The following is a 25,823-nucleotide window of genomic DNA, read 5'->3' as shown; positions in this document are numbered from 1 at the left end:
AATCAGTTTCGTGCCACAAGCCAGCTGCATCAGTTCACCCCATGCAGCGTGCTGCCTGCCGCTGCGACCAGCTGCTCGGTCAACAAACCGAGCAGCTGCCCGCCATTGCGCCAATGATGCCAGTACAGCGGCACGTCAATCGGCTTATCTGCGAGTAATTCCACCAGTTCGCCTCTTCCCAGTGCGTCGCGAACTTGCAGCTCGGGCACTAGCCCCCAGCCAAGCCCCGCCTCGATAAGGCGAAGGAAACCTTCGGATGATGGGCATAAATGGTGTTCGAATCCGCCTTCGACGCCGAGGGAAGCCAGATACCGGTGTTGCAGGAAATCATCCGGCCCGAACACCAGGGCAGGTGTGCGAGCCAGTAGATCGGCGCGCACCCCGCCGGGGAAATGCCGGGCAATGAAGGCGGGGCTGGCGAGCGCCCGGTAGCGCATGGCCCCCAGCAACACGCTGCGGGCGCCGGCCACCGGGCGTTCACTGGCGCAAAGACAAGCGGCGACCTCTCCGGCGCGCATGCGCTTGAGGCCTACGGTCTGGTCCTCCACCACTAAATCGAGCAACACATGCTGCTCGGCACAGAATGTCCCCACCGCGCTGGCCCACCATGTGGCCAGGCTGTCGGCGTTCAGCGCAATGCGCAGGCGCTCCGGCAGGCCCTCTTCGTCCAGCGCCGGCACCAGGCTTTGCAGGTCGCGCTCCAGCAAACGCACCTGTTGTACATGGTTGAGCAGGCGACGGCCGATTTCCGTGGGCGTCGGAGGCGTGGCGCGCACCAGCACGGGCTGGCCGACCCGCGCTTCGAGTAGCTTTATCCGCTGGGAGATGGCCGATTGCGACAATCCCAGCACCTGCGCGGCTCGCTCGAAGCCAGCTTGCTCGACAACGCTCGCCAGGGCGGAAAGCAGTTTGTAATCGAACATCAGTTTTCCTTATGGCCGATCAGCATGATTTGTTTTTCTTATACCCCCGCACCCCGGAGAATGGCCAGCAATTGCGAACTCCTGGAGTGACAACGTTATGTGGCAAAGCTATGTAAACGGGCTGCTGGTGGCCCTTGGATTGATCATGGCGATCGGCGCGCAGAACGCGTTCGTGCTGGCCCAGAGCCTGCGCCGCGAGCATCACCTGCCGGTGGCTGCGCTGTGCATCGCCTGTGATGCGCTGTTGGTCGCCGCCGGGGTGTTCGGCCTGGCGACACTGCTGGCCCAGAGCCCATTGTTGCTTTCTATCGCTCGCTGGGGCGGCGCTGCGTTCTTGCTTTGGTACGGCAGCCAGGCGCTGCGTCGGGCCTGTTCGAGGCAAAGTCTGGAGCGGGATGAAAAGCAGGTCGCGCGGTCTCTGCGAACCGTGCTGCTGAGCGCGCTGGCGGTCACGCTGCTCAACCCTCACGTCTACCTCGACACCGTGTTGCTGATCGGCTCTCTCGGTGCCCAGCAGAGCGTGCCTGGCGCCTATGTCGTGGGCGCGGCCAGTGCTTCGCTGCTGTGGTTTTCCACATTGGCCCTGGGTGCCGCGTGGCTCGCTCCCTGGCTGGCCCGCCCTGCGACCTGGCGCGTCCTGGACCTGCTGGTGGCCGTGATGATGTTCACGGTAGCAGCGCAACTGATCGTGTCGGGCTGATATTCCAAACCGCTCTGGAACCTCTATTCCACACAGTTGTTGCGTGGTTATGCCGCACCCCCGGTGCTATGATCCGACTCCTGCGCCGCAAAGAGTACAAACTCCCCGGCGCTAGTCTGGCCGCCCGTGATCGGCCTTGCGCTCACCGCAACTGACCTGATTAGGAGAATCACCATGGCTTTCGAATTGCCGCCGCTGCCGTACCCACACGACGCACTGGCGCCACACATCTCCAAAGAAACGCTGGAATACCACCACGACAAGCACCACAACACCTATGTCGTGAACCTGAACAACCTGGTGCCTGGCACCGAGTTCGAAGGCAAGACCCTGGAAGAAATCGTCAAGACTTCCTCGGGCGGTATCTTCAACAACGCCGCTCAGGTCTGGAACCACACCTTCTACTGGAACTGCCTGACGCCTAACGGCGGCGGCCAACCTACCGGCGCGCTGGCTGAAGCCATCAATGCTGCCTTCGGTTCGTTCGACAAGTTCAAGGAAGAATTCAGCAAGACGTCCATCGGCACCTTCGGTTCCGGTTGGGGCTGGCTGGTGAAAAAGGCTGACGGTTCCCTGGCCCTGGCCAGCACCATCGGCGCCGGCAACCCGCTGACCAGCGGCGACACCCCGCTGCTGACCTGCGACGTCTGGGAGCACGCCTACTACATCGACTACCGTAACGTGCGTCCAAAATACGTCGAGGCGTTCTGGAACCTGGTGAACTGGGAGTTCGTGGCTCAGCAGTTCGAAGGCAAGACCTTTACTGCCTAAGCTGTGATGTCTTGAAAAACGGCGCTTTTCCGACGGGAAAGCGCCGTTTTTTTTAGACTTGGATTGCTCTGCGCGAGCGAGCTTGCCCCTCGGCAAGCTTCGCGGTGATCAAGCAATATCGCCCCAGGTAAATGACCTCGCGTCCGAAAAACCAATAAAAATCCCGCCAAGCCTCAAGTTGCAGGCCCTTCCAACCGAAACAATGGTCGTAGAGTCATCACTCTGCAAACACCGTATAACGGCCAGGTTTCAGGCGAAATCCCTTGTGTTTGATTGTCCCTTTGACTGACATCACAGGATTGCCAATACTCATGGCATCTTGACGCTACCCGCACGGAACAAGGAATCCCTCTTTGAAGCTGGAACTCAAAAACAGCTTGTCTGTGAAGTTGCTCCGGGTCGTGCTCCTCTCGGCGTTGATCGTTGGCATGGTTTTGAGCTGCGCCCAGATCGTATTCGACGCCTACAAAACCAACCGGGCCGTCGCCGACGACGCCCAGCGCATCCTCGATATGTTCCGCGACCCGTCCACCCAGGCGGTCTATAGCCTGGACCGCGAGATGGGCATGCAGGTGATCGAAGGCCTGTTCCAAGATGAAGCCGTGCGCATGGCGTCCATCGGGCATCCGCGCGAAACCATGCTGGCCGAAAAAACCCGGCCTCTGCAGAAGTCTGAAAGCCGCTGGCTGACCGACCTGATACTGGGCCAGGAGCGAACCTTCACCACCCAACTGGTGGGCCGCGGCCCCTACAGTGAATATTATGGCGACCTGAGCATCACGCTCGACACCGCCACCTATGGCCAGGGCTTTATCGTCAGTTCGGTCATCATCTTCATTTCCGGAATGCTGCGGGCCCTGGCCATGGGCCTGGTGCTGTATCTGGTCTACCACTGGCTGTTGACCAAGCCGCTGTCGCGAATCATCCAGCACCTGACCGAAATAAACCCGGACCGCCCCAGTGCCCACAAGATCCCGCAGCTAAGGGGTCACGAGCACAACGAACTGGGCCTGTGGATCAACACCGCCAATCAATTGCTGGCCTCCATCGAGCGCAACACCCACCTGCGCCACGAGGCTGAAAACAGCCTGCTGCGCATGGCCCAGTACGATTTCCTGACCGGCCTGCCCAATCGCCAGCAACTGCAACAGCAACTGGACAAGATCCTCGTGGATGCCGGACGTCTGCAACGTCGCGTCGCGGTGCTGTGCGTGGGGCTGGATGATTTCAAGAGCATCAACGAACAGTTCAGCTACCAGACCGGTGACCAGCTGCTGCTTGCCCTGGCCGATCGGCTGCGCGCCCACAGCGGACGCCTCGGCGCATTGGCGCGACTGGGCGGCGACCAGTTTGCGCTTGTCCAGGCCGATATCGAGCAACCCTATGAAGCCGCCGAACTGGCCCAGAGCATTCTTGACGACCTGGAAGCGCCGTTCGCGCTGGACGACCAGGAGATCCGCCTGAGGGCGACCATTGGCATCACCTTGTTTCCTGAAGACGGCGACAGCACCGAAAAACTGCTGCAAAAAGCCGAACAGACCATGACCCTGGCCAAGACCCGCTCGCGCAATCGTTATCAGTTCTACATTGCCAGCGTCGACAGCGAGATGCGCCGCCGTCGCGAATTGGAAAAGGACCTGCGCGAAGCCCTGTCGCGCGAGCAGTTCACCCTGGTGTACCAGCCGCAGATCAGCTATCGCGACCTGCGCGTGGTAGGCACCGAAGCGCTGATTCGCTGGAACCATCCCGAACACGGTTTCGTGCCGCCAGACCTGTTCATTCCTCTGGCCGAGCAGAACGGCACGATCATCGCGATCGGCGAATGGGTCCTGGACCAGGCTTGCAAGCAGCTGCGGGACTGGCATGACCAGGGCTTCGTCGACCTGCGCATGGCGGTCAACCTGTCCACCGTGCAGCTGCACCACGCCGAGCTGCCCAGGGTGGTGAACAACTTCCTGCAGATGTACCGTCTGCCGCCGCGCAGCCTGGAGCTGGAAGTCACCGAGACCGGCCTGATGGAGGACATCACCACCGCTGCCCAGCATTTGCTGAGCCTGCGCCGTTCCGGCGCGCTGATCGCCATTGACGATTTCGGCACTGGCTACTCATCGCTGAGTTATCTCAAGAGCCTGCCGCTGGACAAGATCAAGATCGACAAGAGCTTCGTCCAGGACCTGCTCGATGACGAAGACGATGCAACAATCGTTCGCGCCATCATCCAACTGGGCAAGAGCCTGGGCATGCAGGTCATTGCCGAAGGTGTCGAGACTATCGAGCAGGAGGCGTACATCATTTCCGAGGGCTGCCATGAAGGCCAGGGCTACTACTACAGCAAACCCCTGCCCGCGCGGGAGTTGGGCCTTTACCTGAAGCAGGCGGAGCGCATCAAGGCTTCCATCGTCTGATCCTCGACGGCCCCGTCATCGGAAATTTCTTACGGACGTCGTCGAAAGACAGCGATCCGCTCGAGTGAATAAGAAATATTTACAGGCACAACCCTTTACACATAATGCAAATCTTTCGCATTATGTCGCAGTTTTGCGCGCCCTCGCGCCTGTCCCATTCATCACCGAAGCAGGATGTTCGCCATGATTCGTATGCCTCTGGCTACCGCCAGTCTGTTGGCCATTGCTATTTCCCTCGCCGGTTGCGGCGAAGGCAAAGACAAGGCCGCCGCGCCGCAAGCGCCAACGCCGGCCGCCAGCACCGCTGCACCGGCTGCCCCCGCTGCCGCTGGCAAGATCGATGAAGCCGCCGCCAAGGCTGTTGTCGCGCACTACGCCGACATCGTCTACGCCGTCTACAGCGATGCCGAATCCACCGCGAAAAACCTGCAGACCGCCGTCGATGCCTTCCTGGCCAAGCCGAACGCCGACACCCTGAAAGCCGCCAAGGCTGCCTGGGTCGCCGCACGCGTGCCATACCTGCAGAGCGAAGTGTTCCGCTTCGGCAACACCATCATCGACGACTGGGAAGGTCAGTTGAACGCATGGCCCCTGGACGAGGGCTTGATCGACTACGTCGACAAATCCTACGAGCATGCCTTGGGTAACCCGGGCGCCACCGCCAATATCATTGGCAACACCGAGGTCCAGGTCGGCGAAGACAAGGTCGACGTCAAGGACATCACCCCGGAAAAACTCGCCAGCCTGAACGAGCTGGGCGGTTCCGAGGCCAACGTCGCCACCGGCTACCACGCCATCGAATTCCTGCTGTGGGGCCAGGACCTCAACGGCACCGGCCCTGGCGCTGGCAATCGCCCGGCCTCGGATTACCTGGAAGGCGCCGGCGCCACGGGCGGCCACAACGATCGTCGTCGCGCCTACCTGAAGTCCGTCACCCAGCTGCTGGTCAACGACCTGCAGGAAATGGTCGGCAACTGGAAGCCGAACGTAGCCGACAACTATCGCGCCACCCTGGAAGCCGAGCCTGCCGAAACCGGCCTGCGCAAGATGCTGTTCGGCATGGGCAGCCTGTCCCTGGGTGAACTGGCGGGCGAGCGCATGAAAGTCTCCCTGGAAGCCAACTCCCCGGAAGACGAACAGGATTGCTTCAGCGACAACACCCACAACTCGCATTTCTACGATGCCAAGGGCGTGCGTAACGTTTACTTGGGTGAATACACACGCGTAGACGGCACCAAGATGACCGGTGCCAGCCTGTCGTCCCTGGTGGCGAAGGCCGACCCGGCCGCCGACACCGCGCTCAAGGCCGACCTGGCCGATACCGAAGCGAAGATCCAGGTCATGGTGGATCACGCCAACAAGGGTGAGCACTACGACCAACTGATCGCCGCTGGCAACACCGCGGGCAACCAGGTCGTGCGCGACGCCATTGCCGCCCTGGTCAAGCAGACCGGTTCGATCGAACAGGCCGCAGGCAAGCTGGGCATCAGCGACCTGAACCCGGACAGCGCTGATCACGAGTTCTGATCAACGCCGGTTCGGTCACCGATAAACCCGTGGGAGCGAGCTTGCTCGCGATGGGGTCTACCAGCCAACCATGATGTTGGCTGGGCCACCCCCATCGCGAGCAAGCTCGCTCCCACGTTGGTTTCTGGATATATGAATTCCATGCGTGCGATAACCTCCCTTGTGGGAGCGAGCCTGCTCGCGAAAGCGGTGGGTCAAGCGCAGTGATGCAGGATTTGCCGACGCAGCAGCTCCTTCATATAACCGACACATCGCAGGGGGCCGCTTCGCGCCCCAGCGGGAGCAAGCTCCCTCGCCACGGGCCTGCTCGTGCCATCAGTGCAAGCCGGCAAGCCTGGCTTCGATAAACCGCCGCTCCGGCAACTGCTGCGTCAACGCCAGCGCACGACGGTACGCCGCCCTCGCCTCCTCCACCCGTCCCAACTGCCGACAAAACTCCGCCCGCGCCGAATGGGCCAGGTGATAGTCGGTCAATTCACCCCTACCCAGTATTTCATCGATCAGGCTCAGCCCAGCCTGCGGCCCGTCGCGCTTGGCCAAGGCGGCCGCGCGGTTGAGTTCGATGACCGGCGATGGCACGGCACGCAGCAGCACATCGTAGAGGCCGACGATCTGCGGCCAGTCGGTTTGCTGCGCTGTCGGCGCTTCGGCGTGCACCGCAGCGATCGCCGCTTGCAGGCAATACGGTCCGAACCGCCGGGTATTGAGCGCCGCCTCGACCATGGCGCAGCCTTCGGCAATCATTGCCTGGTCCCACAGCGACCGGTCCTGTTCATCCAGCAAGACCAGCTCACCGGTCATGGAAGTCCGCGCCGGCCGCCGCGATTCGTGCAACAGCATCAATGCCAGCAACCCCATGACTTCGGCTTCGGGCAACAGCTCCATCAACAGGCGTGCCAGGCGTATGGCTTCGCGGGTCAGGTCTTCCCGGGTCAACTCGGCGCCCATCGACGCCGAGTACCCTTCGTTGAACACCAGGTAGATCACGCGCAGGACGCTGTCGAGGCGTTCAGGCAATTCGGTGCGGGACGGCACCTGGTAAGGAATTCGTGCATCACGGATCTTCGCCTTGGCCCGCACGATGCGCTGGGCGATGGTCGCCGGCGCCGCGAGAAATGCGTGGGCGATCTCCTCGGTCGTCAGGTCGCACACTTCTCGCAGGGTCAACGGCACTTGGGCGTCAGCCGCCAGCGCGGGGTGGCAGCAGGTGAAAATCAGCCGCAGGCGATCGTCTTCCACGTCCTCGTCACTCCAATCGGCCTGCTCCAGCTCCTCGAGCTGCGCAATCAGCATCGGTTGGGATGCCGCGAAGCGCGCCCGCCGGCGCAGGCCGTCAATCGCCTTGAACCGCCCCGCCGATACAAGCCAGGCTCGCGGATTGTCCGGCACTCCGTCGCGCTGCCAGCGCTCCACCGCGATGAAAAAGGCCTCGTGCATAGCCTCTTCAGCGAGGTCGAAGTCTCCCAGCAGGCGAATCAGGGTCGCCAGGATCCGACGCGAGTCCTGCCGGTAGACCTGCTCGACCCGCGCCTTGACCACTTCGGCCGACATCAGCCGGACAGCCCCCTGGTCACTGGGCTGATGGATCGCATGGAAGAAACAAGCTCAAGGTTCATGGAAGCAATCCTGTTGATCAACGTTTTCAAGGATTCAATTGACGTACCGGTCGAACCTCGACACAGCCGACCCGGGCCGCCGGTATGTGGCCGGCGACCTGGATGGCTTCGTTCAGGTCCTTGGCGTCGATCAGGTAGAAGCCCGCCAATTGCTCCTTGGTTTCAGCGAACGGGCCGTCGGTGATGGACAGTTTGCCGCCGCGCATGCGCACCGTGGTGGCTGTCTGCACCGACTCCAGGGCTTCGGCCGCGACCATCCGGCCACTGCCCTGGACCGATTCGGCGTAGGCCATGCATTCGGCGTCCTCGGGACTGTCCGGCGAGTTGTGCAGGACCTCTTCGTTGCTGTACACCAGGCATAAATACTTCATGGAAAGCTCCGTGATCGGCTGATCGACAAGGATGGCAGAAGCGAACCGCAGCCGCTCAGGGCTGCAAATCGAAAATCGCCGTCCCGGCCATGGGATCGAACGGCGCGGACCAATGCTCGTGGACGATTTTCCACTGTCCGGCCGAACGTTTGTAGCAGGCCGTCACGCGCATCCAGCAGGCCTGCTCCTCGCCCTTGTCGTTGGTGCCACCGCAATAAGCCAGCCAGTGGGCAAACGCAATGTCATCGGCTGCGTTGATCTGCACCTGGTGAAAATCGAACTTGTGCGGGCCGGGGCACATTTCCATGCAAGCCTCCCAGTGCGCCCGGTAGGCGACCTTGCCCTTGAATTGCAAGGCCTGGATGGCGTCGAACGAAACGATGCCATCGTCATAAAGCGCCATGACCTTTTCTACATCCTTGGCCATGACCGCTTGGCGATAAGTATCGATCAGGGTCTGGATCTCGGTATCGGCAGCTTGGGTATTCATGGTGATTCTCCGCAGGTTTTTGTTAGAGACACCCTTTGTCGTTTGGAGAAACGGCAAATCGACAGCTAAACAAAAATAATCCAAAGAAAAAATTTCGCTAGAATCCAAGGTCCATTCTGTCGACAAACAACGGACGTTTTCGTGACTGCTCAGCTCGTACCCTATGAAGACCTGACCCCACTGCAACGGCAACAGGTCGAATCCATCGAGATTTACCCCGACCAAATCAAGTTCTCTGGCGACATCCACGGCGCGCTGCACACACTGCTGTCCAAGCCCGGCCCAGGGGTCAAGGGCTTCGCCTTGTTGGACGACGAGGTGCCCGTGGCATTCCTGCTGCTCAAGCGCCCGCCCGTGCTGCCGGCCTGGGCCAACGAACACAGCGCGACCCTGCACGCGTTGCAAGTTGACCACCGCGCCCAGGGCAAAGGCTATGGCAAGGCGTGCCTGCAAGCGCTACCCGCCGCGGCCCGCGCGGCCTGGCCGGAAATCAGGGGATTGGAGCTCTCCGTCGATGCTGACAACCACTCGGCCATCGGCCTCTACACCCGACTGGGCTGGGTCGACAGTGGCGAAGCCTACAAAGGCCGCATCGGTTATGAGCGGCGGATGGGGTTGGTGTTTTGACAAACAGGGCCAACGATCAATAGCTGCAAAGTCTGGCGGCGAGCTTGCTCGCGATGAGGGCATATCGGTCGACGTCGACGTTGGCTGATCCGCTGCTATCGCGAGCAAGCTCGTTTCCACGGGGACCCGAGGTGATCAACTCGGCTTGAGCGGTATCCAGATTTCCAGGTGGCCTTCGCCGGTCCGGGGATTGAAATCTTCACTGTAGCGCTCAAACTCCGGTTCATCCGCCGCCTGATGGCCGGATTGGGGCAGCCATTCTTTCCAGATGTACTGGAACGTATCCGGCAGATCCTTGAGCGGCCCTTTGTGCTCGAAGACCGCGTACGACCCGGGCTGGATCTCGATCCAGCGGTATTGTTCGGGTAGGTCGTCGAGCCGGCTGATTTCCACGCCAGCGATGTACTCGAAGCCGCCCTGGCCGTCCGGGTTGCAGCACACCCCGTACGTCACCTCGTCTTTCTGTCCGGGCACCTTGCCGAGCCAAGGCAGGAATTTTTCCCAGAGCTGCGGGATGTCCTGGGCGGTTTCCTGGGTAAAACGCGCGCCGAAACCGGCGATGAGCTGAAAGCGTCCCTGCTCGAAGCGCGGCTCGGTTGCGTTAGCGCGTTTTTGCGTTTCCATTGCTCAACACTCCGAAAACTTGAAGTCGGGTTTGGCAGTATAGAAGCCAAACCGTAATTGCCAGGCCGTTTCGCTTGTTAAAGTCCCGGCAAGCTGGGGGCGTTTACCGTTCCTACAAACTCGTTATAACCAGAAACGATCACGTAGACCGCGAAATAACAGAAGATCGCCGCTGATGCCCAATAGGAGTACCGCAGCAACTTGTCGCCTAGCATTTTCCCGCCCTGGGTCGCTGCCAGGCACAGGCCAGCGCTCCAGAGCAGCCCGGCGCTGAGGAATCCGCCCAGGAACAAGGCCGAGCTGAGCACGGTGCCGCCACCCGAGCGGGCGATGAGCGTTCCGCCCACTGCGGCGAACCAGAGAATGGCGCTGGGCGATGACATGGCGAGGAAAATCCCGCGAAAAAATTCCTGGCGCGGCGAGTTGGCCCGATTCTCGCCCGCCTCAGCCAGCACCGCGTTGTGATAGATCGCCGAATGAACCATTTTCGCCGCGAAATACAAGAGCAGCACCGAGCCGCCAATCCACAGCGCCCAACGCACCGGTTCGTATTGCAGCAAAACGGTCATCCCGGCCAGCGCCAGGACTGCATAGACCAGGTCGCCCACGCACGTGCCCAGGCCCAAGGCGAAGCCTTGGAAATAGCCGCGTTGCATCGCCAGCGTGATCATCGCGATGTTGGCCACGCCAATGTCCAGGCACAGCGAAAGACTCAGCAGGAAGCCGTTGGAAAATTCCATGATTCGTTCCATCAGGATTGGATAAGCGTGTTCAGCCGCCTGCGGGGCCTTTCGGGGGCGCCGCAGCCAGGGCGACAGTGTCGTCGAAAATAGTTCGGCGCGGCTACTGGACAATTCGACATCCGCCCGATTATCTTGCGCCGCAGGCCACCGCAGTGGCCAACGTCGCTCGGACGGTTCCGGGCGCTCACGTATCTCGAGGCAACAATGGCCGAACAAGGTTCGCCGCGCCGCTTTGCGCGCATCGATCGACTCCCCCCGTACGTATTCAATATCACTGCCGAGCTGAAGATGGCTGCGCGTCGGCGCGGCGAAGACATCATCGACTTGAGCATGGGTAACCCCGATGGCGCCACGCCCCCACATATCGTGGAGAAGCTGGTCACCGTCGCCCAGCGTGAAGACACTCATGGCTACTCCACGTCCAAAGGCATCCCGCGCCTGCGCCGCGCCATTTCGCGTTGGTACAAGGACCGCTACGAGGTGGACATCGACCCGGAAAGCGAAGCCATCGTCACCATCGGTTCCAAGGAAGGCCTCGCGCACCTGATGCTGGCGACCCTGGACCAGGGCGACACGGTGCTGGTGCCCAACCCCAGCTATCCGATCCACATCTACGGCGCGGTGATCGCCGGCGCCCAGGTGCGTTCGGTGCCGCTGGTGCCCGGCGTGGATTTCTTCGATGAGCTGGAGCGGGCCATTCGCGGTTCGATCCCCAAGCCGAAGATGATGATCCTCGGCTTCCCGTCCAACCCGACCGCGCAATGCGTGGAGCTCGATTTTTTCGAACGGGTCATCGCCCTCGCCAAGCAATACGACGTGCTGGTGATCCACGACCTGGCGTACGCCGACATCGTGTATGACGGCTGGAAAGCGCCGTCGATCATGCAAGTGCCAGGGGCCAAAGACATCGCGGTGGAGTTCTTCACCCTGTCCAAGAGCTACAACATGGCCGGCTGGCGCATCGGTTTCATGGTCGGCAACCCGGAACTGGTCAGCGCCCTGGCGCGGATCAAGAGCTACCACGACTACGGCACCTTCACCCCGCTGCAAGTGGCCGCCATCGCCGCCCTCGAAGGCGACCAGCAATGCGTGCGCGACATTGCCGAGCAGTACCGCCAGCGCCGCAATGTGCTGGTCAAGGGCCTGCACGAGCTGGGGTGGATGGTGGAAAACCCGAAGGCGTCGATGTACGTCTGGGCCAAGATCCCCGAAGCCTATGCGCACCTGGGCTCACTGGAGTTTGCCAAGAAGCTGCTGGCCGAAGCCAAGGTCTGCGTCTCGCCGGGGGTGGGGTTCGGGGAATATGGGGATGATCACGTGCGCTTTGCGCTGATCGAGAACCAGGACCGGATTCGCCAGGCGGTGCGGGGGATCCGTGGGATGTTCCGGGCGGATGGGTTGGCTGGCAAACAAGCCTGACGGCCAACCACAACCTCTATGTGGCGAGGGAGCTTGCTCCCGCTCGACTGCGAAGCAGTCGCAAACCGGTCGCCTCACTCCATGAGAGGAATTGACTGGATTGGGGCCGCTTCGCGGCCCAGCGGGAGCAAGCTCCCTCGCCACAGTTAGGCCAAGGTGTTCTTAGATCACCAGCGACAGCAGCAGGATGAAGATCAAGCCCACCACGGACAGAATGGTTTCCATCGCGGTCCAGGTCTTGAAAGTCTCGGCCACGGTCATGTTGAAGTACTGCTTGACCAGCCAGAAACCCGCATCGTTGACGTGGGACAGGATCAACGAACCGGCGCCGGTCGCCAGCACCAGCAGCTCACGGTTCACGCCCGGCATCATCCCCACGACAGGCACCACGATCCCCGCACCGGTAATGGTCGCCACGGTCGCTGAGCCTGTGGCGATACGGATCACCGCCGCCACCAGCCACGCCAGCAGGATCGGCGAAATCTGTGCACTCACCGCCATGTGACCGATCACATCGCCCACACCGCTGGTCACCAGCATCTGCTTGAAGCCACCGCCAGCACCGATGATCAGGATGATCGCGGCGGTCGGGGCCAGGCTCGCGTCGAGCCATTTCAACATCTGGCTGGAACCGATCCCCTGTTTGTAGCCGAAGGTGTAAAGCGATAGCAGCAACGCCAACAACAGCGCCGAGATCGGATGGCCGATCATGTCCATCCAGACGCGGAAGAGGTTGCCATCCGGCAGCGCCACATCAGCGAACGTCTTGAGCAGCATCAGGAACACCGGCGAGAGCACGGTGATCAGGGTGATGCTGAAGCTTGGCAGCTCGGCGGCGTTCGTCTCACGGGCCAGTTGGTCCACCAGTTCCTGATTTGGATGCCCGGGGATGTGCTTGGCGATGAAGGTACCGAAGATCGGGCCGGCAATGATAGCGGTCGGCAGCGCGACGATCAGGCCATAAAGAATGGTCTTGCCGATGTCGGCGCCGAAGATGCCGATCGCCAGCAGTGGCCCCGGGTGCGGCGGCACCAGGCCGTGGACCGCGGAGAGGCCGGCCAGCAGCGGGATACCAATCTTGATAATCGACACGCCGGTGCGGCGCGCCACGATGAACACCAACGGAATCAGCAACACGAAGCCGATTTCGAAGAACAGCGGGATGCCCACCAGGAACGCGGCGAACATCATCGCCCACTGCACCTTTTCCTTGCCGAAGGCACGGATCAGCGTCTGGGCGATCTGATCGGCCCCGCCCGATTCAGCCATCATTTTGCCGAGCATCGTGCCCAGCGCCAGGATGATGCCGACAAAACCGAGCACGCCACCGAAGCCGTCCTGGAACGCCTTGATGATGGTGCCGGTCGGCATGCCCGACGTCAGGCCGAGGAACGCGGCGGCGATAGTCAGCGCAATGAACGGGTGGAATTTGAACTTGGTGATGAGGACGATGAGTCCGATCACCGTGACCACTGCATCAAGCAGTAGAAACGTCTCGTGGGACATGCCGAACATGGGAGGTGTCTCCTGATTTGTTGTTGTTATTGAAGCAGTTATTTATGGGCCGTCGGGACAGCGCTATCTTTCTGACGCATATTTTTCGAAACTCAGCCGGCGAGTTTCAAACCGTGGGCCAGCCACCAGACGTATGCCTGGCGGGCCAATTCATCGATGCTGTGGCTGGACGCATCCAGAGCCAGGGTCAGGGCTTCGCCAACAGGGGATTCGAGGGTGGCAAACTGGCTGTCGATCAGGGTCGACGGCATGAAATGGCCCGGACGGTGGGAGACACGATCGGCAGCCACTTCGGGGGTCAATTCAAGGAATACGAAGCCCAGGCCCGGCAGGGCGCTGCGTAGGCGCTCGCGGTAGCTGTGCTTGAGGGCCGAGCAGGTCAGCACCGGGCGCTCGCCCGTGCCGTCGACACGACGCAACTCGTCGCACAGGCTGTCGAGCCAGCCGGCACGGTCGTCGTCAGTCAAGGGAATACCGGCGCTCATCTTCTGGATGTTGGCCGCGGGGTGGAACGTGTCGCCTTCGATGGCGGTGGCGCCGCTCAGTTGGCACAGGGCCTGGCTGACGCAAGTTTTGCCGCAACCGGCAACGCCCATGATGACCAGGGCGGTGATTGGATTATTCATGTAACACCTCAGCGCGCAGACAGCGCTACCTTTGCCAGTTATGACACCGCAGCAAAAGCAGAAGTTGCCGACGCCTTCTTGTCATTTTTGTGGTTGCAGCATGTTCGTCCACGACACCCACGGGACAGGGATCAGGCAAACCCTGTCAACGCATTGCAGCCGCGCCGAGACAGCGCTACCTTAGTGCCTTGATTTTTGTTTGGCAAGCCGCCCTGATGACCGCCCCTAAAAACGATAAGAATACTCGCACCACCGGTCGCCCCACGCTCAATGAAGTCGCCCGCCTGGCCGGGGTCAGCCCGATCACCGCCTCCCGTGCCCTGCGCGGCGTCAGCACCGTGGCCGTCGAACTGGTGGACAAGGTCCGCCAGGCCGCCCTGGAACTCAATTACGTCGTCAATCCCGCGGCCCGGGCCTTGGCTTCGGCCCAGAGCCATTCAGTGGTGGTACTGGTGCCGTCACTGTCCAACCTGTTATTCATCGACACCCTGGAAGCCATCCATCGCGTCTTGCGGCCCAAGGGATTCGAAGTGGTGATCGGCAACTACCATTATTCCCGGGACGAAGAAGAAGACCTGCTGCGTAATTACATGGCCTATCAGCCGCGCGGTCTGTTGCTGACCGGATTCGACCGGACCGAAAGCGCCCGGCGCATGATCGAGGCCAGCAATATCCCCTGCGTGTACATGATGGAACTGGATCCGGGCGCCGGCCTCAACTGCGTGGGATTCTCCCAGCTCCAGGCCGGCGAGACCGCCGCCGAGCATTTGATCTCCCGAGGCCGCAAGCGCCTGGCCTACATCGGCGCGCAACTGGACCAACGCACGTTGCTGCGCGGCGAAGGCTTTCGTCGCGCCCTCCAGAAGGCCGGGCTCTATGACGCTGACCTGGAAGTGCTGACCCCTCGCCCGTCGTCGGTGGGCCTGGGCGGCGAATTGTTCCTGCAATTGCTGGCCAGCCATCCAGACGTCGACGCGATTTTCTTCGGCAACGACGACCTGGCCCACGGCGCCCTGCTCGAAGCGTTGCGCTGCGGCATCAGGATTCCCGAACAGGTTTCGATACTGGGCTTCAACGACCTGCCCGCTTCGGCCCACATGGTCCCGCGCTTGAGCAGCATCAGCACCCCGCGAGAAGAAATCGGCCGGCGCGCCGCCGAACAGATGCTCACGTTGATGGCCGGCAACCGCATCGTCCAGCCGGTCGTCGACCTGGGTTTCGAACTCAAGATTCGCGAAAGCACCTGAGCGCCCCGCCACCCTGCGGTCGATCCATGCCGACGAACGGCAAGGATTGGCCGCACCGCGCTATGCGTTTCGCCCGTAGCCCTTGAAAAACGGGGCCTTGCGCGACGGCATGGTAATTGCTCCCACCATCGCTCAGCCATTACCTACGGGTACACATCATGTTGGTCAGCGTAAAACAACAAGCGATAAACCTGCCCCTCAAACGCCCCGGCGAAGACCCGACCGCCGAAGCCGCCAGCGGCTTGCAAAGCGCCGCCCTGCAATCGCTGCGTGACAACGTCCAGGCCCAGGCCAACCAGGGCAGCACCCAGGTCCAGGAATCCATCACCCGGCAAGCCACGCAGCAGGTTAACGCCGCCACCGCCATCAGCGACAACGTCGACGAGGCCTTCGCCAAGACCCGCGTGCAACTGCAGACCGTCGCTTCGTCAGCCGCCGACGAGGCGAAGAAAGCACGCAGCTCTGCCATGACGGAGTTCAAGGAATACATGAGCAAGACGCCTGAAGAACGCTTGCGTGACAGCATTCTTGAGGAAATGGGCATCACTGAAGAAGAGTACGCGCAGATGCCGCCCGAGAAACAACGGGCGGTCGGCGAGGAAATTGCCCAGCGCATGCAGGACAAGGCCGCGATGGCGCAGGTGGAAAAAGCCCAGGAAAGCCGGACGGATGAGAAGAATCCGGCCACGGACATGTTCCTCGCCTCGCTGTAGACCTTGCAGACAGGCGCCGGAGATGTCCCGGCGCATTGTTTGTTCCCTTATAATCGCCCATCTCCCCTGCCCTCTCCGCCCTCGCCATGCCCGACTTCCACTACACACGTCTCGACGAGCCTCTGTGGCCGTTGATGAACAAGTTCTACCGCGCCCACCGATCCTCGATGAAAGCCGTGCGCGACGCCCAGCTGTGGGTGGCACGGCGCGAAGACATCGTCGCGGCGCTGTGCCTTCGACCGGTTTCGGGTGGGCATTGGTTGACGGGATTGTTCGTCGACCCGGCGCACCGCGTACAAGGCGTCGCCGCGCGACTGATCGCAGAAGCGGTGAAGGGGCTGGACGAGCCGGTGTGGCTGTTCTGTCACCCGGACTTGCGCGGGTTTTATGAACGACGGGGCTTCAGCTTCGACCCCGAACTGCCCTATGCGATGGCTGAAAGGCTGAGCCGGTATGCGCGCAGCAAGCCGATGATTGCGATGGGGTTGGAGCCCAACATACTCTCCTGACGCCGAACACAGTTCATTGTGGGAGCGAGCAGGCTCGCTCCCACAATTTTTTTGTGTCGGTTTCAGCTAGTCGTCAGCCATAGGGTCCAGATCCGGAAACATCACCTCGGTAAACCCGAACTTGCTGAAATCAGTGATGCGCGACGGATACAAGCGGCCGATCAAGTGATCGCACTCATGCTGGACCACCCGGGCATGAAAGCCCGAGGCGGTGCGCATGATCGGCTCGCCCTTGGGGTCGAAACCTTCGTAGCGGATATGCTGGTAACGATCCACCGCGCCGCGCAAGCCTGGCACCGACAGGCAACCTTCGAAGCCTTCTTCCATCAACGGACTCAGCGGCGTGATCAAAGGATTGATCAGGATCGTCTGCGGCACCGCTTCGGCATCGGGATAGCGCTCGCTGTGCTCGAAGCCAAAGATCACCAGTTGCAGGTCCACGCCGATCTGCGGCGCCGCCAGGCCGACGCCGCCGACGCTTTCCATGGTCTGGAACATGTCGTCGATCAGTTGCCACAACTCGGCGCTGTCGAACATTTCCGGCGGCAACGGCGGGGCGATGCGCAGCAGGCGTTCGTCGCCCATTTTCAGGATTTCGCGGATCATGGTCGGGCTTCGTCTGTAGGGGTATGAGCAACGGAATGGTCGCGCCCCAGGCCCGACACATGCTGTTTCTCGTGCTCGCCCGGGGTCTTTTCACCGGTGTCCTTGCCTTCGGCGGACATGTGTTCGATGACCGCATTCATCTCGGCGCCGAGTAGCAACACCGCCGCAGAGATATAGAAATACAGCAACAACACGATGATCGCGCCGATACTGCCATACATGGCGTTGTAGTCGGCGAAGGTCTTCACATAGAACGCAAAACCCAGGGACGCGATGATCCACACCACCACCGCCAATACCGAGCCCGGCGTGATGAAGCGGAACTCCTGTTTGACGTCGGGCATCACGTAATAGATCAGCGCCACTGCCACCATCAGCAAAAACACGATGACCGGCCAGCGCGCCAGGGTCCAGACGGTGACGATGAACTCCTCCAGCCCGATCTGCGAGGCAATCCAACCCATCACTTGCGGGCCCAGTACCATCAAGGCCGCGGCGACCAACAGCATGCCGGCGATACCGACCGTATAAAGAATCGACAGCGGAAAGCGCTTCCAGGCCGGGCGCCCCTCGACCACGTCGTACGCCGCGTTCATGGCGCTCATCATCAGCCGCACGCCGGCCGACGCGGTCCACAGCGCAATGACGATACCCACCGAGAGCAAGCCGCCCTTGGATTGCTGGAGCTGGTCGATCACCGGGTTGACCTGCTCCAGCGCCTGGGGCGGCAGCACCAGTTCCGATTGCAGGCGCAGCCAGGAAAAGAAATCCGGCAGGTGCAGGAAGCCGATCAGCGCGATCAGGAAAAGAATGAAGGGAAACAGCGAAAACAGCATCTGGTAAGCCAGTGCGGAGGCGTAGGTCGACATCTCGTCGTCGAGGAACTCGGTCACCGTGCGCATCATCACGCGATGCAGGGGCAAGCCTTTCAAGGCCGGGAACATCATGTGCGTCTCCTTTCGCCGCAAAAGAGGAAGGTCGCCTGGCGACTCACGGGGCTGCTATCCGTGACAAAAGTAACCTGTTTGGCGACTTTGGAACAATTTCCCCGGTGCAAGTTCGAGCCGACATGATAACGGCCACCCGCGGATGGCCGTTCCAATCGCTTTTTACAGGCCGGTTATGCCTCGTCAACGCCTTTCTTGACTGCATCCTTGGCCTTGCCCGCGGTTTGCTGGGCCTCACCTTTTTTCTCCTGGACCACGCCCTCGGCGCGCATGCGGTCATTGTCGGTGGCCTTGCCGACACCTTGCTTGATATTGCCGACAGCTTCGTTGGCAACGCCCTTCACTTTATCGTTCGTGCTTCCCATGATGTTTCTCCTGTGAACAACTGTAAGAAAAGTCATTACATAGGGGTTGACCGACGCCGTTTGCAGGGAGTTTCATTTTTTCAGCGGCGCATTTCATCGTCAGATGCAGGTTGCGCTTTATGTTTACCGACCCACACCTGAGAATGCTCCACGTATTCAGGCTGCGCCTGAAGCTCCAATTCCCGTAGGAACGTTATGAAACTCGATAAAAAGCAGGCCATCGCCCGCAGGAACCAGGAACTGGGCGGTGCCGTCCTGGGCGTCAACAACTGCCATTTCAGCGAACTGAACCGCAACCGCAACATCTTCTGGTTCGACATCCCGGTGGCCCGCCTGGCCATTGGGCAGTACGAATGGATTCACCTGCTGCTGCACACGCCTGCCACCGACGAACTCTTGCACCTGAAAGTGCCCACCGTGTTCCTGCGGGAAAAAATGGAAGGCTTGGAAGTGCGCAACCAGGGCAAACGCAAGGCAGCCCTGAGCCTGGAGCTCAGTGCAGACAAGGATTCGTACCTGCAAGACATGCGGCCCGGCGGCACCAATCTGGATTTTGCGCAGTTTCGGTTGTAACGCTCCACTCGATCAACAAAAAGCCCCGCATCAGCGGGGCTTTTCATTGGTGGGGTTGTTACTTTTTCAGCCCCAGCTTCCTGAGCTCTTCATCACGCAACTCACGCCGCAGGATCTTGCCGACGTTGGTGGTCGGCAGTGCATCGCGGAACTCCACGGACTTGGGCACCTTGTAGCCGGTGACGTTGGCGCGCATGTGCTCCATCACCTGTTCCTTTGTGAGCGTGACACCCGGACGCGCGACGATGAATATCTTGATCGCCTCGCCGGATTTCTCGTCAGGTACACCGATGGCCGCGCATTGCAGCACGCCCGGCAAGGCCGCCAGCACGTCTTCCAGCTCGTTGGGGTAAACGTTGAAACCGGAGATCAGGATCATGTCTTTCTTGCGATCGACGATGCGCATGTAGCCATCCGGCTGGATCACGGCGATGTCACCGGTCTTGAGCCAGCCTTCGCTGTCGAGGATCTCGTCGGTGGCGTCCTGGCGCTGCCAGTAGCCCTTCATGACCTGCGGGCCTTTGACGCACAATTCGCCGATTTCCCCCAAAGGCAACTCTTCGCCCGCGTCATTGATGACCTTGCACAAGGTCGACGGAACCGGAATGCCGATGGTGCCGACCTGGATGTTCTGGATCGGGTTGACCGTGGCAACCGGGCTCGTCTCGGTCATGCCGTAGCCTTCGCAAATCGGGCAACCGGTGACCGCTTTCCAACGCTCCGCCGCCGCCAACTGCAAAGCCATGCCGCCAGACAGGGTGACCTTCAGCGCCGAGAAATCCAGCTTGCGGAAGGCTTCGTTGTTGCACAGCGCCACGAACAACGTGTTGAGCCCGACGAAGCCGCTGAACTTCCATTTCGACAGCTCCTTGACCATCGCCGACAAATCGCGCGGGTTACTGATCAGGATGTTGTGGTTGCCGATCAGCATCATCGCCATGCAATGGAAGGTAAACGCGTAGATGTGGTACAGCGGCAGCGGCGTGATCAGTACTTCACAGCCCTCATTGAGGTTGGAACCCATCAGCGCCTTGCATTGCAGCATGTTAGCCACCAGGTTGCGGTGGGTCAGCATGGCGCCCTTGGCCACGCCCGTGGTGCCGCCGGTGTATTGCAACACCGCCACATCATCACTGGTGGGGCTCGCTTCGTTCACAGGCTGGCCGTGGCCCTTGCTCAGGACGTCGTTGAACTTGATGGCCTTGGGCAAATGATAGGCCGGGACCATCTTCTTTACGTACTTGATCACGCTGTTGATCAACAGGCGCTTGAGCGGCGGCAGCAAGTCGGCCACTTCGGTGACGATGACGTGCTTGACGCCCGTCTTGGGCACCACGCTTTCGGCAAGGTGTGCCATGTTAGCCAGGCAGACCAGTGCCTTGGCACCGGAATCGTTGAATTGATGCTCCATTTCCCGCGCGGTGTAGAGCGGGTTGGTATTGACCACGATCAGGCCGGCGCGGATGGCGCCAAACACAGCCACTGGGTACTGGAGGACGTTGGGCAGTTGCACGGCGATTCGATCGCCCGGCTGCAAATCGGTATGCTGTTGCAGGTACGCGGCAAAGGCACCGGACAATTCGTAGAGCTCACCGTAGGTGATGGTCTTGCCGAGGTTGCTGAATGCCGGCTTGTCGGCGAAGCGTTGGCAGGAATGCTTCAACACCGCCTGAATATTCGGATACTCATCTGGATTGATGTCGGCAGCAATCCCAGCTGGGTACTTATCCTTCCAAAAGTTTTCAATCATGGAAGCCCCACTCCTCAGCAACGCGAATTCTCACCGCATTTGATGCGATTATTATTGGTGTATGTCTATTGGTGAATCTGGCTTGGATAACGGCCGAGAAGTCACAAAAGCGCGCCGAGAGTAGCAGCTTTGCCAAGGGTCGCCTAGAGCCAAAAGCGGCCCCTACAGTCACAAATATGACTCAAGAACATTCAATGGTCATTTTTAGAGTAAAAATTCTAAGCCTTATCTAATTGTCCCGAATCCATAAAACTTGTGGGAGCGAGCTTGCTCGCGATAACGATGTATCAGCCAATCTTTCTGGCACCGATACACCGCCATCGCGAGCAAGCTCGCTCCCACTAAGGGTCTGTCGCGCCGGCCTCAGGCGATATCGCGCAACTCCCGGCGCAGGATCTTGCCCACCGGTGTCATCGGCAGCGATTCCCGCAACACGATGTGCTTGGGCACCTTGTAGCCGGTGAAATTCTCCTTGCAGTACGCCTTGAGCTCTTCGAGGCTGACGCCCGCCTCACGGGCCACGACGAACAGTTTCACCGCCTCCCCCGAACGTTCGTCCGGCACGCCGATGACCGCGCAGCTGGCGACTTTCGGGTGGGCCATCACCACATCCTCGATTTCGTTCGGGTACACGTTGAAGCCCGAGACAATGATCATGTCTTTCTTGCGATCGACGATGCGCACGAACCCGTCGGGGTCGATCACGGCGATATCTCCGGACTTGAACCAGCCCTCGCTGTCGAGCACTTCGGCGGTCGCTTCGGGCTTGTTCCAGTAGCCCTTCATGATCTGCGGCCCCTTGATGCACAGCTCGCCGCGTTCGCCCAAGGGCAGCTCGACACCGTCGTCACTGATGACTTTCATCAGCGTACCCGGCACCGGCAGCCCCACCGTGCCCAGGCGCGACTTGCCACCGTAAGGGTTGGCGCTGGCCACTGGCGAGGTTTCCGTCAGGCCGTAGCCCTCGGTGATGCCGCAACCGGTCAACTGCTTCCAACGTTCGGCGGTGGCCTTGACCAACGCGGTGCCGCCTGAGTTGGTGACCTTGAGGTTGGAGAAATCCAGCGTCTTGAAATCCGGATGGTCCATCAGCGCGACGAACAGCGTGTTGAGCCCCAGCAGCAACGAAAACCGCCAGTTCTTCAGCTCCTTGATGAAACCGCCGATGTCCCTTGGATTGGTGATCAGCACGTTGTGGTTGCCCGTGACCATCATGCACATGCAGTTCGCCGTGAAGGCGTAGATGTGATACAGCGGCAGCGGTGCGATCATCACCTCCTGGCCCTCGCGCAACAAAGGCTTGCCGTCGTCGCCGATCTGCCCCAGGCAGGCGCGGGCCTGCTGCATGTTGGCCACCAGGTTGCCGTGGGTCAGCATGGCGCCCTTGGCCAAGCCGGTGGTGCCGCCGGTGTATTGCAGCACGGCAATGTCCCCGAGGCTGACATTGAGCGGCTTGATGGCCTGGCCCCGTCCCAAACGCAAGGCGCTCTTGAAGGAAATGGCCTGGGGCAGCGAATAGGCCGGGACCATTTTCTTGACCTTGCTCACGACTGTATTGACCAGCCAGCCCTTGGCGGTGGGCATCAGGTCGCCCATCTTCGCCTCGATCAGGTATTGCAGGTCGGTGTCGGGCAGCACTTCCTGTACTTTCTGCCCGAACAGGTTCATGTACACCAGCGCCCGGGCGCCGGAGTCCTTGAATTGGTGACGCATTTCCCGGGGGGTGTAGAGCGGATTGGTGTTGACCACCACCAGCCCGGCGCGCAGGGCACCAAAAACCGCGATCGGGTATTGCAGGACATTGGGCATCTGCACGGCGATACGATCGCCGGGCGCCAGGTCGGTATTGGCTTGCAGGTAACCGGCGAAGGCCGCGCTGTAACGCTCCAACTCGGCGTAGGTGATCGTCACCCCCATGTTGCTGTACGCCGGACGGTCGGCAAATTTCTTGCAGGAACGCTCGAACACCTCGACGACTGACTTGTAGGCACTCAGGTCGATGTCCGAGGGCACGCCGGCCGGGCGTTTGTCATTCCAGAAATCAGGCTGCATTGTTTTTATCCTCTTTACCTGAACATATCCGGTAACCGCTTGCGTATCGCTTGCACAGGCGGAGCTCATGGGACACTAGCAGCTATGGCCAATCAGGCAAATATGGCAACTTGCGTCATAGATTGTGTGAATCTTGCTGAATCGCCTGGCGCAACGGATGCGCTATACAATGCAGCGACGCTGCGTCTGACTTTGTGCAAGGAACCGCCATGATCCACCAAACGTTCTGGCTGACCGCGACCGATCACAGCCGCTTGCTCGTCAACCAATGGCTACCCGAAACCGCCCCGCTGGCGGTGATCATGCTGGCTCACGGCATGGCGGAACACAGTGGCCGCTATGGGCGCCTGGCCCAGGCGTTGTGCGATGAAGGCTACGGCGTCTACGCGCCGGACCAACGTGGCCACGGCAAGACCAGCGAAGAAGCGATCCTGGGTCATTTTGCCGACCAGGACGGCTGGGCCAAGGTTGTGGGCGACCTGGCAAGCCTGAACCATCACATCGGCCAGCAACATCCAGAAACACCAATCCTGCTGCTGGGGCACAGCATGGGCAGCTATATCGCCCAGGGCTATTTGTTGCACCACAGCGCCAGCCTGCACGGGGCCATCCTCAGCGGTTCGAACTTCCAACCCGTGGCGCTTTACCGCGCGGCGCGGCTAATCGCCCGTTTCGAACGCAGGCGGCAGGGGGCCACTGGGCGTAGCGCCCTGATCGAATGGCTCTCATTTGGCAGCTTCAATAAAAAGTTCAAACCGACCCGCACGCCCTTCGACTGGCTCAGCCGCGACCCCGGCGAAGTCGACAAATACATTCGCGACCCGCTGTGCGGCTTTCGTTGCACCAATCAACTGTGGATCGACCTGCTCGGCGGGTTGCAGCAGATCAGCAAAGCGTCCAATCTCGCGCAGATCGATCCAGGGCTGCCGCTGCTGGTAATTGGCGGTGAATGTGATCCGGTGAGCGAAGGCAAGCGTCTGAGAGATCTGGCCGATGCCCTGCGCGACGCCGGCAACCAACGTTTGCAACTGAAGATCTATCCGCAGGCTCGGCACGAACTGTTCAACGAAACCAACCGCGATGAGGTGACCGCCGATGTGCTGGCCTGGATTGCCCAGACGCTAAGCCACCAGCGACCACCACGCAGCGAGTAGGTTTGCAGCGTTTTTTCTCTACACGTCACAGGATCCAGACATGACCCAGGTTACCAACATCCCTTACGAAGCCCTCGAAGTCGGCCAGACCGCCAGCTACAGCAAGACCGTCGAAGAGCGCGACATCCAGCTGTTCGCCGCCATGTCCGGCGATCACAACCCGGTACACCTGGACGCCGAATTCGCCGCCGCCAGCATGTTCAAGGAACGCATCGCCCACGGCATGTTCAGCGGTGCGCTGATCAGCGCGGCAGTGGCCTGTGAGTTGCCTGGGCCGGGGACCATCTATATCGGCCAGCAGATGAGTTTCCAGAAGCCGGTGAAGATTGGCGATACCCTGACCGTGCGCCTGGAGATCCTGGAAAAGCTGCCGAAATTCCGCGTGCGTATCGCCACGCGCGTGTTCAACCAGCGCGATGAGTTGGTGGTGGACGGCGAAGCGGAGATCCTGGCGCCGCGCAAGCAGCAGACCGTGACCTTGCCCGAGTTGCCGGCAATCAGCATCGGCTGATGCGACTCGACACTCCCGTGGCGAGGGAGCTTGCTCCCGCTGGGGTGCGAAGCGCCCCTTGGAAAAGGCTTGCGCGTCCAACCTGAACAACGCAACGTTCGTTTTGCGACCGCTTCGCAGCCGAGCGGGAGCAAGCTCCCTCGCCACGGGGTGCGCGGCGCAGCGGCTATCGCTGTTCGTCCTGCACCTGCACACTCGCTGTCATCCCGGCACTCAGGCTCACCCCTTCCGGCACCTTGTCCAGCTTGATCCGCACCGGGATCCGCTGGGCCAGGCGCACCCAGTTGAAGGTCGGCTCGACCTCTGCCAGCAGTTGCGCATCGGGGTTGGTGTTGCGGTCGGTGATGCCTCGACTGATACTTTCCACATGGCCGTCCAGCGCATGGCCGGCGCTCATCAACCAGACCTTGACCGGATCGCCGACGCGAATGCGCGGCAACTTGGTTTCCTCGAAGTAAGCTTGCACGTAGAACGTCGAATCATCGACCAACGCCATGACCGGTTGCCCGGCGTTCACATAGTTGCCTTCGGCCAGGCGCAGGTTGGTGACGTGGCCGCTGCGTGGGGCCAGGACCTGGCTGCGAGCCAGGTTCAGCTCCGCGACCTTGGCCTCGGCCTGGGCCTCGCGTAGCTCGCCACGGGCGATGCCGGCATTGATCTGGGCGTTCTCGCGCAATTCGGCGCTGATGGCCTGGGGTCCCAGGGCCGCTCGACGGCTGGCTTCGTGTTCGCGCAGGCTCAACTGCTGCTGGCGGGTCTGCACTACCGCGCGGGCCTTCTCCACCGCGGCCTCGAAACGCTCGCGATCGATACTCAGCAACAAATCCCCCGCCTTGACGTGCTGGTTGTCCACGGCCCTGAGCTCGCGCACCCAACCCGAGACGTCTGGGGCGATCACCACCACGTCGGCACGGATCCGCGCGTCCCGGGTCCAGGGCGTGAGCATGTAGTACTGCCACAAATGAAAACCGGCGAAGATCGCCAGGGCCACCACGCTCAACGTGACGGCGACACGTACGGAAGTACGCATGTTCAACTC

26 protein-coding genes are annotated in these 25,823 nt (G+C 60.9%); 12 read left to right on the top strand and 14 right to left on the bottom strand.

Features of this window, described 5'->3' with window-relative positions:
- Positions 1 to 29 precede the first annotated feature (29 nt).
- Positions 30 to 923: a LysR family transcriptional regulator ArgP gene (locus tag J3P81_RS06375; RefSeq protein ID WP_434562706.1), complete on the bottom strand. Its 894-nt coding sequence runs from the start codon at positions 921 to 923 to the stop codon at positions 30 to 32.
- Positions 924 to 1,020: 97 nt separating this feature from the next.
- Between J3P81_RS06375 and J3P81_RS06370 the strand changes: the two genes are divergently transcribed.
- The 4 genes from J3P81_RS06370 (at position 1,021) to J3P81_RS06355 (ending at position 6,326) form a co-directional block, all read left to right on the top strand.
- Positions 1,021 to 1,623 carry a LysE/ArgO family amino acid transporter gene (locus J3P81_RS06370; protein WP_434562704.1) on the top strand — a complete coding sequence of 201 codons (603 nt, stop codon included), beginning with the start codon at positions 1,021 to 1,023 and terminating at the stop codon, positions 1,621 to 1,623.
- Positions 1,624 to 1,797: 174 nt separating this feature from the next.
- Positions 1,798 to 2,394 (top strand): superoxide dismutase, encoded by a 597-nt coding sequence (locus J3P81_RS06365; RefSeq protein WP_420764427.1) that lies wholly within the window; start codon positions 1,798 to 1,800, stop codon positions 2,392 to 2,394.
- 353 nt (positions 2,395 to 2,747) lie between these two features.
- The gene (locus J3P81_RS06360; RefSeq protein ID WP_420764426.1) at positions 2,748 to 4,799 is read left to right on the top strand and encodes a putative bifunctional diguanylate cyclase/phosphodiesterase; all 2,052 of its coding nucleotides are present in this window, start codon (positions 2,748 to 2,750) and stop codon (positions 4,797 to 4,799) included.
- Positions 4,800 to 4,982: 183 nt separating this feature from the next.
- Positions 4,983 to 6,326, top strand: coding sequence for an imelysin family protein (locus J3P81_RS06355; protein ID WP_420764425.1), 1,344 nt, complete (start codon positions 4,983 to 4,985; stop codon positions 6,324 to 6,326).
- A gap of 315 nt (positions 6,327 to 6,641) precedes the next feature.
- Here J3P81_RS06355 and J3P81_RS06350 read toward each other — a convergent pair whose 3' ends face one another.
- From J3P81_RS06350 to J3P81_RS06340, 3 genes are all read right to left on the bottom strand, one after another.
- On the bottom strand, positions 6,642 to 7,877 hold the full coding sequence (locus J3P81_RS06350; protein WP_434562702.1) for an RNA polymerase sigma factor: 1,236 nt from the start codon (positions 7,875 to 7,877) through the stop codon (positions 6,642 to 6,644).
- A gap of 91 nt (positions 7,878 to 7,968) precedes the next feature.
- On the bottom strand, positions 7,969 to 8,313 hold the full coding sequence (locus J3P81_RS06345) for a YciI family protein (protein ID WP_434562700.1): 345 nt from the start codon (positions 8,311 to 8,313) through the stop codon (positions 7,969 to 7,971).
- A 55-nt stretch (positions 8,314 to 8,368) separates the two neighbouring features.
- On the bottom strand, positions 8,369 to 8,803 hold the full coding sequence (locus tag J3P81_RS06340) for a YybH family protein (RefSeq protein ID WP_420764422.1): 435 nt from the start codon (positions 8,801 to 8,803) through the stop codon (positions 8,369 to 8,371).
- 141 nt (positions 8,804 to 8,944) lie between these two features.
- On the opposite strand from J3P81_RS06340, the gene J3P81_RS06335 reads away from it, so the two are divergent.
- Complete coding sequence (locus tag J3P81_RS06335; RefSeq protein ID WP_434562698.1) at positions 8,945 to 9,430, top strand: GNAT family N-acetyltransferase; 486 nt, start codon at positions 8,945 to 8,947, stop codon at positions 9,428 to 9,430.
- Between the two features lie 135 nt (positions 9,431 to 9,565).
- On the opposite strand, the gene J3P81_RS06330 is transcribed toward J3P81_RS06335, so the two are convergent.
- Positions 9,566 to 10,054, bottom strand: a complete 489-nt coding sequence (locus tag J3P81_RS06330) for a GyrI-like domain-containing protein (protein ID WP_434562696.1) — start codon at positions 10,052 to 10,054, stop codon at positions 9,566 to 9,568.
- 77 nt (positions 10,055 to 10,131) lie between these two features.
- Positions 10,132 to 10,794 (bottom strand): LysE family translocator, encoded by a 663-nt coding sequence (locus J3P81_RS06325; RefSeq protein WP_434562694.1) that lies wholly within the window; start codon positions 10,792 to 10,794, stop codon positions 10,132 to 10,134.
- Between the two features lie 207 nt (positions 10,795 to 11,001).
- Here J3P81_RS06325 and alaC point away from each other — a divergent pair, with 207 nt between their 5' ends.
- Positions 11,002 to 12,216 (top strand): alanine transaminase, encoded by a 1,215-nt coding sequence (alaC, locus tag J3P81_RS06320; protein WP_305496304.1) that lies wholly within the window; start codon positions 11,002 to 11,004, stop codon positions 12,214 to 12,216.
- Between the two features lie 162 nt (positions 12,217 to 12,378).
- Here alaC and J3P81_RS06315 read toward each other — a convergent pair whose 3' ends face one another.
- Positions 12,379 to 13,731, bottom strand: a complete 1,353-nt coding sequence (locus J3P81_RS06315; protein ID WP_305496305.1) for a GntP family permease — start codon at positions 13,729 to 13,731, stop codon at positions 12,379 to 12,381.
- A gap of 92 nt (positions 13,732 to 13,823) precedes the next feature.
- On the bottom strand, positions 13,824 to 14,357 hold the full coding sequence (locus J3P81_RS06310; RefSeq protein WP_434562692.1) for a gluconokinase: 534 nt from the start codon (positions 14,355 to 14,357) through the stop codon (positions 13,824 to 13,826).
- A gap of 215 nt (positions 14,358 to 14,572) precedes the next feature.
- Between J3P81_RS06310 and J3P81_RS06305 the strand changes: the two genes are divergently transcribed.
- From J3P81_RS06305 to J3P81_RS06295, 3 genes are all read left to right on the top strand, one after another.
- Positions 14,573 to 15,604, top strand: coding sequence for a LacI family DNA-binding transcriptional regulator (locus J3P81_RS06305; RefSeq protein ID WP_434562690.1), 1,032 nt, complete (start codon positions 14,573 to 14,575; stop codon positions 15,602 to 15,604).
- Positions 15,605 to 15,762: 158 nt separating this feature from the next.
- Positions 15,763 to 16,317: a hypothetical protein gene (locus J3P81_RS06300; RefSeq protein WP_434562688.1), complete on the top strand. Its 555-nt coding sequence runs from the start codon at positions 15,763 to 15,765 to the stop codon at positions 16,315 to 16,317.
- A gap of 86 nt (positions 16,318 to 16,403) precedes the next feature.
- A complete protein-coding gene (locus J3P81_RS06295) occupies positions 16,404 to 16,826 on the top strand; it encodes a GNAT family N-acetyltransferase (RefSeq protein ID WP_434562686.1) in 423 nt (140 codons plus the stop codon).
- 66 nt (positions 16,827 to 16,892) lie between these two features.
- On the opposite strand, the gene def is transcribed toward J3P81_RS06295, so the two are convergent.
- From def to J3P81_RS06280, 3 genes are all read right to left on the bottom strand, one after another.
- Entirely contained in the window at positions 16,893 to 17,432 is a 540-nt protein-coding gene (gene def / locus J3P81_RS06290) for a peptide deformylase (RefSeq protein ID WP_434562684.1), read from the bottom strand.
- A complete protein-coding gene (locus tag J3P81_RS06285; protein ID WP_420764413.1) occupies positions 17,429 to 18,379 on the bottom strand; it encodes a YihY/virulence factor BrkB family protein in 951 nt (316 codons plus the stop codon). Before J3P81_RS06285 ends, def begins: the two co-directional genes overlap by 4 nt.
- Positions 18,380 to 18,552: 173 nt before the next feature.
- Entirely contained in the window at positions 18,553 to 18,744 is a 192-nt protein-coding gene (locus tag J3P81_RS06280) for a CsbD family protein (protein WP_420764412.1), read from the bottom strand.
- 195 nt (positions 18,745 to 18,939) lie between these two features.
- Here J3P81_RS06280 and J3P81_RS06275 point away from each other — a divergent pair, with 195 nt between their 5' ends.
- Positions 18,940 to 19,317, top strand: coding sequence for a hypothetical protein (locus tag J3P81_RS06275; protein ID WP_030139341.1), 378 nt, complete (start codon positions 18,940 to 18,942; stop codon positions 19,315 to 19,317).
- 58 nt (positions 19,318 to 19,375) lie between these two features.
- Here J3P81_RS06275 and fadD1 read toward each other — a convergent pair whose 3' ends face one another.
- Positions 19,376 to 21,067, bottom strand: coding sequence for a long-chain-fatty-acid--CoA ligase FadD1 (fadD1, locus tag J3P81_RS06270; RefSeq protein ID WP_420764411.1), 1,692 nt, complete (start codon positions 21,065 to 21,067; stop codon positions 19,376 to 19,378).
- Positions 21,068 to 21,430: 363 nt separating this feature from the next.
- The gene (gene fadD2, locus J3P81_RS06265) at positions 21,431 to 23,119 is read right to left on the bottom strand and encodes a long-chain-fatty-acid--CoA ligase FadD2 (protein WP_420764410.1); all 1,689 of its coding nucleotides are present in this window, start codon (positions 23,117 to 23,119) and stop codon (positions 21,431 to 21,433) included.
- A gap of 209 nt (positions 23,120 to 23,328) precedes the next feature.
- Here fadD2 and J3P81_RS06260 point away from each other — a divergent pair, with 209 nt between their 5' ends.
- Both J3P81_RS06260 and J3P81_RS06255 read left to right on the top strand, forming a co-directional pair.
- Positions 23,329 to 24,273, top strand: a complete 945-nt coding sequence (locus J3P81_RS06260; RefSeq protein ID WP_434562682.1) for a lysophospholipase — start codon at positions 23,329 to 23,331, stop codon at positions 24,271 to 24,273.
- Between the two features lie 40 nt (positions 24,274 to 24,313).
- Entirely contained in the window at positions 24,314 to 24,784 is a 471-nt protein-coding gene (locus J3P81_RS06255; RefSeq protein WP_420764408.1) for a MaoC family dehydratase, read from the top strand.
- 166 nt (positions 24,785 to 24,950) lie between these two features.
- Here J3P81_RS06255 and J3P81_RS06250 read toward each other — a convergent pair whose 3' ends face one another.
- Positions 24,951 to 25,814 carry an efflux RND transporter periplasmic adaptor subunit gene (locus tag J3P81_RS06250; protein WP_420764407.1) on the bottom strand — a complete coding sequence of 288 codons (864 nt, stop codon included), beginning with the start codon at positions 25,812 to 25,814 and terminating at the stop codon, positions 24,951 to 24,953.
- Between the last annotated feature and the right edge of the window lie 9 nt (positions 25,815 to 25,823).

The sequence above is a fragment of the Pseudomonas sp. R1-6 genome (assembly GCF_051132115.1).
In the GTDB taxonomy this organism is placed as follows: Bacteria; Pseudomonadota; Gammaproteobacteria; order Pseudomonadales; family Pseudomonadaceae; genus Aquipseudomonas.
The sequence above is the reverse complement of the archived record's forward strand: the minus strand, read 5'-3'. Positions and strand labels throughout refer to the sequence as shown.

Excerpts from the sequence above, each read along its gene's own strand:
- J3P81_RS06375 (WP_434562706.1), bottom strand. The coding sequence starts at position 923 with ATGTTCGATTACAAACTGCTTTCCGCCCTGGCGAGCGTTGTCGAGCAA.
- J3P81_RS06370 (WP_434562704.1), top strand. The coding sequence starts at position 1,021 with ATGTGGCAAAGCTATGTAAACGGGCTGCTGGTGGCCCTTGGATTGATC.
- J3P81_RS06365 (WP_420764427.1), top strand. The coding sequence starts at position 1,798 with ATGGCTTTCGAATTGCCGCCGCTGCCGTACCCACACGACGCACTGGCG.
- J3P81_RS06355 (WP_420764425.1), top strand. The coding sequence starts at position 4,983 with ATGATTCGTATGCCTCTGGCTACCGCCAGTCTGTTGGCCATTGCTATT.
- J3P81_RS06350 (WP_434562702.1), bottom strand. The coding sequence starts at position 7,877 with ATGTCGGCCGAAGTGGTCAAGGCGCGGGTCGAGCAGGTCTACCGGCAG.
- J3P81_RS06345 (WP_434562700.1), bottom strand. The coding sequence starts at position 8,313 with ATGAAGTATTTATGCCTGGTGTACAGCAACGAAGAGGTCCTGCACAAC.
- J3P81_RS06340 (WP_420764422.1), bottom strand. The coding sequence starts at position 8,803 with ATGAATACCCAAGCTGCCGATACCGAGATCCAGACCCTGATCGATACT.
- J3P81_RS06330 (WP_434562696.1), bottom strand. The coding sequence starts at position 10,054 with ATGGAAACGCAAAAACGCGCTAACGCAACCGAGCCGCGCTTCGAGCAG.
- J3P81_RS06325 (WP_434562694.1), bottom strand. The coding sequence starts at position 10,794 with ATGGAATTTTCCAACGGCTTCCTGCTGAGTCTTTCGCTGTGCCTGGAC.
- alaC (WP_305496304.1), top strand. The coding sequence starts at position 11,002 with ATGGCCGAACAAGGTTCGCCGCGCCGCTTTGCGCGCATCGATCGACTC.
- J3P81_RS06315 (WP_305496305.1), bottom strand. The coding sequence starts at position 13,731 with ATGTTCGGCATGTCCCACGAGACGTTTCTACTGCTTGATGCAGTGGTC.
- J3P81_RS06310 (WP_434562692.1), bottom strand. The coding sequence starts at position 14,357 with ATGAATAATCCAATCACCGCCCTGGTCATCATGGGCGTTGCCGGTTGC.
- J3P81_RS06305 (WP_434562690.1), top strand. The coding sequence starts at position 14,573 with ATGACCGCCCCTAAAAACGATAAGAATACTCGCACCACCGGTCGCCCC.
- J3P81_RS06300 (WP_434562688.1), top strand. The coding sequence starts at position 15,763 with ATGTTGGTCAGCGTAAAACAACAAGCGATAAACCTGCCCCTCAAACGC.
- J3P81_RS06295 (WP_434562686.1), top strand. The coding sequence starts at position 16,404 with ATGCCCGACTTCCACTACACACGTCTCGACGAGCCTCTGTGGCCGTTG.
- def (WP_434562684.1), bottom strand. The coding sequence starts at position 17,432 with ATGATCCGCGAAATCCTGAAAATGGGCGACGAACGCCTGCTGCGCATC.
- J3P81_RS06285 (WP_420764413.1), bottom strand. The coding sequence starts at position 18,379 with ATGATGTTCCCGGCCTTGAAAGGCTTGCCCCTGCATCGCGTGATGATG.
- J3P81_RS06280 (WP_420764412.1), bottom strand. The coding sequence starts at position 18,744 with ATGGGAAGCACGAACGATAAAGTGAAGGGCGTTGCCAACGAAGCTGTC.
- J3P81_RS06275 (WP_030139341.1), top strand. The coding sequence starts at position 18,940 with ATGAAACTCGATAAAAAGCAGGCCATCGCCCGCAGGAACCAGGAACTG.
- fadD1 (WP_420764411.1), bottom strand. The coding sequence starts at position 21,067 with ATGATTGAAAACTTTTGGAAGGATAAGTACCCAGCTGGGATTGCTGCC.
- fadD2 (WP_420764410.1), bottom strand. The coding sequence starts at position 23,119 with ATGCAGCCTGATTTCTGGAATGACAAACGCCCGGCCGGCGTGCCCTCG.
- J3P81_RS06260 (WP_434562682.1), top strand. The coding sequence starts at position 23,329 with ATGATCCACCAAACGTTCTGGCTGACCGCGACCGATCACAGCCGCTTG.
- J3P81_RS06255 (WP_420764408.1), top strand. The coding sequence starts at position 24,314 with ATGACCCAGGTTACCAACATCCCTTACGAAGCCCTCGAAGTCGGCCAG.
- J3P81_RS06250 (WP_420764407.1), bottom strand. The coding sequence starts at position 25,814 with ATGCGTACTTCCGTACGTGTCGCCGTCACGTTGAGCGTGGTGGCCCTG.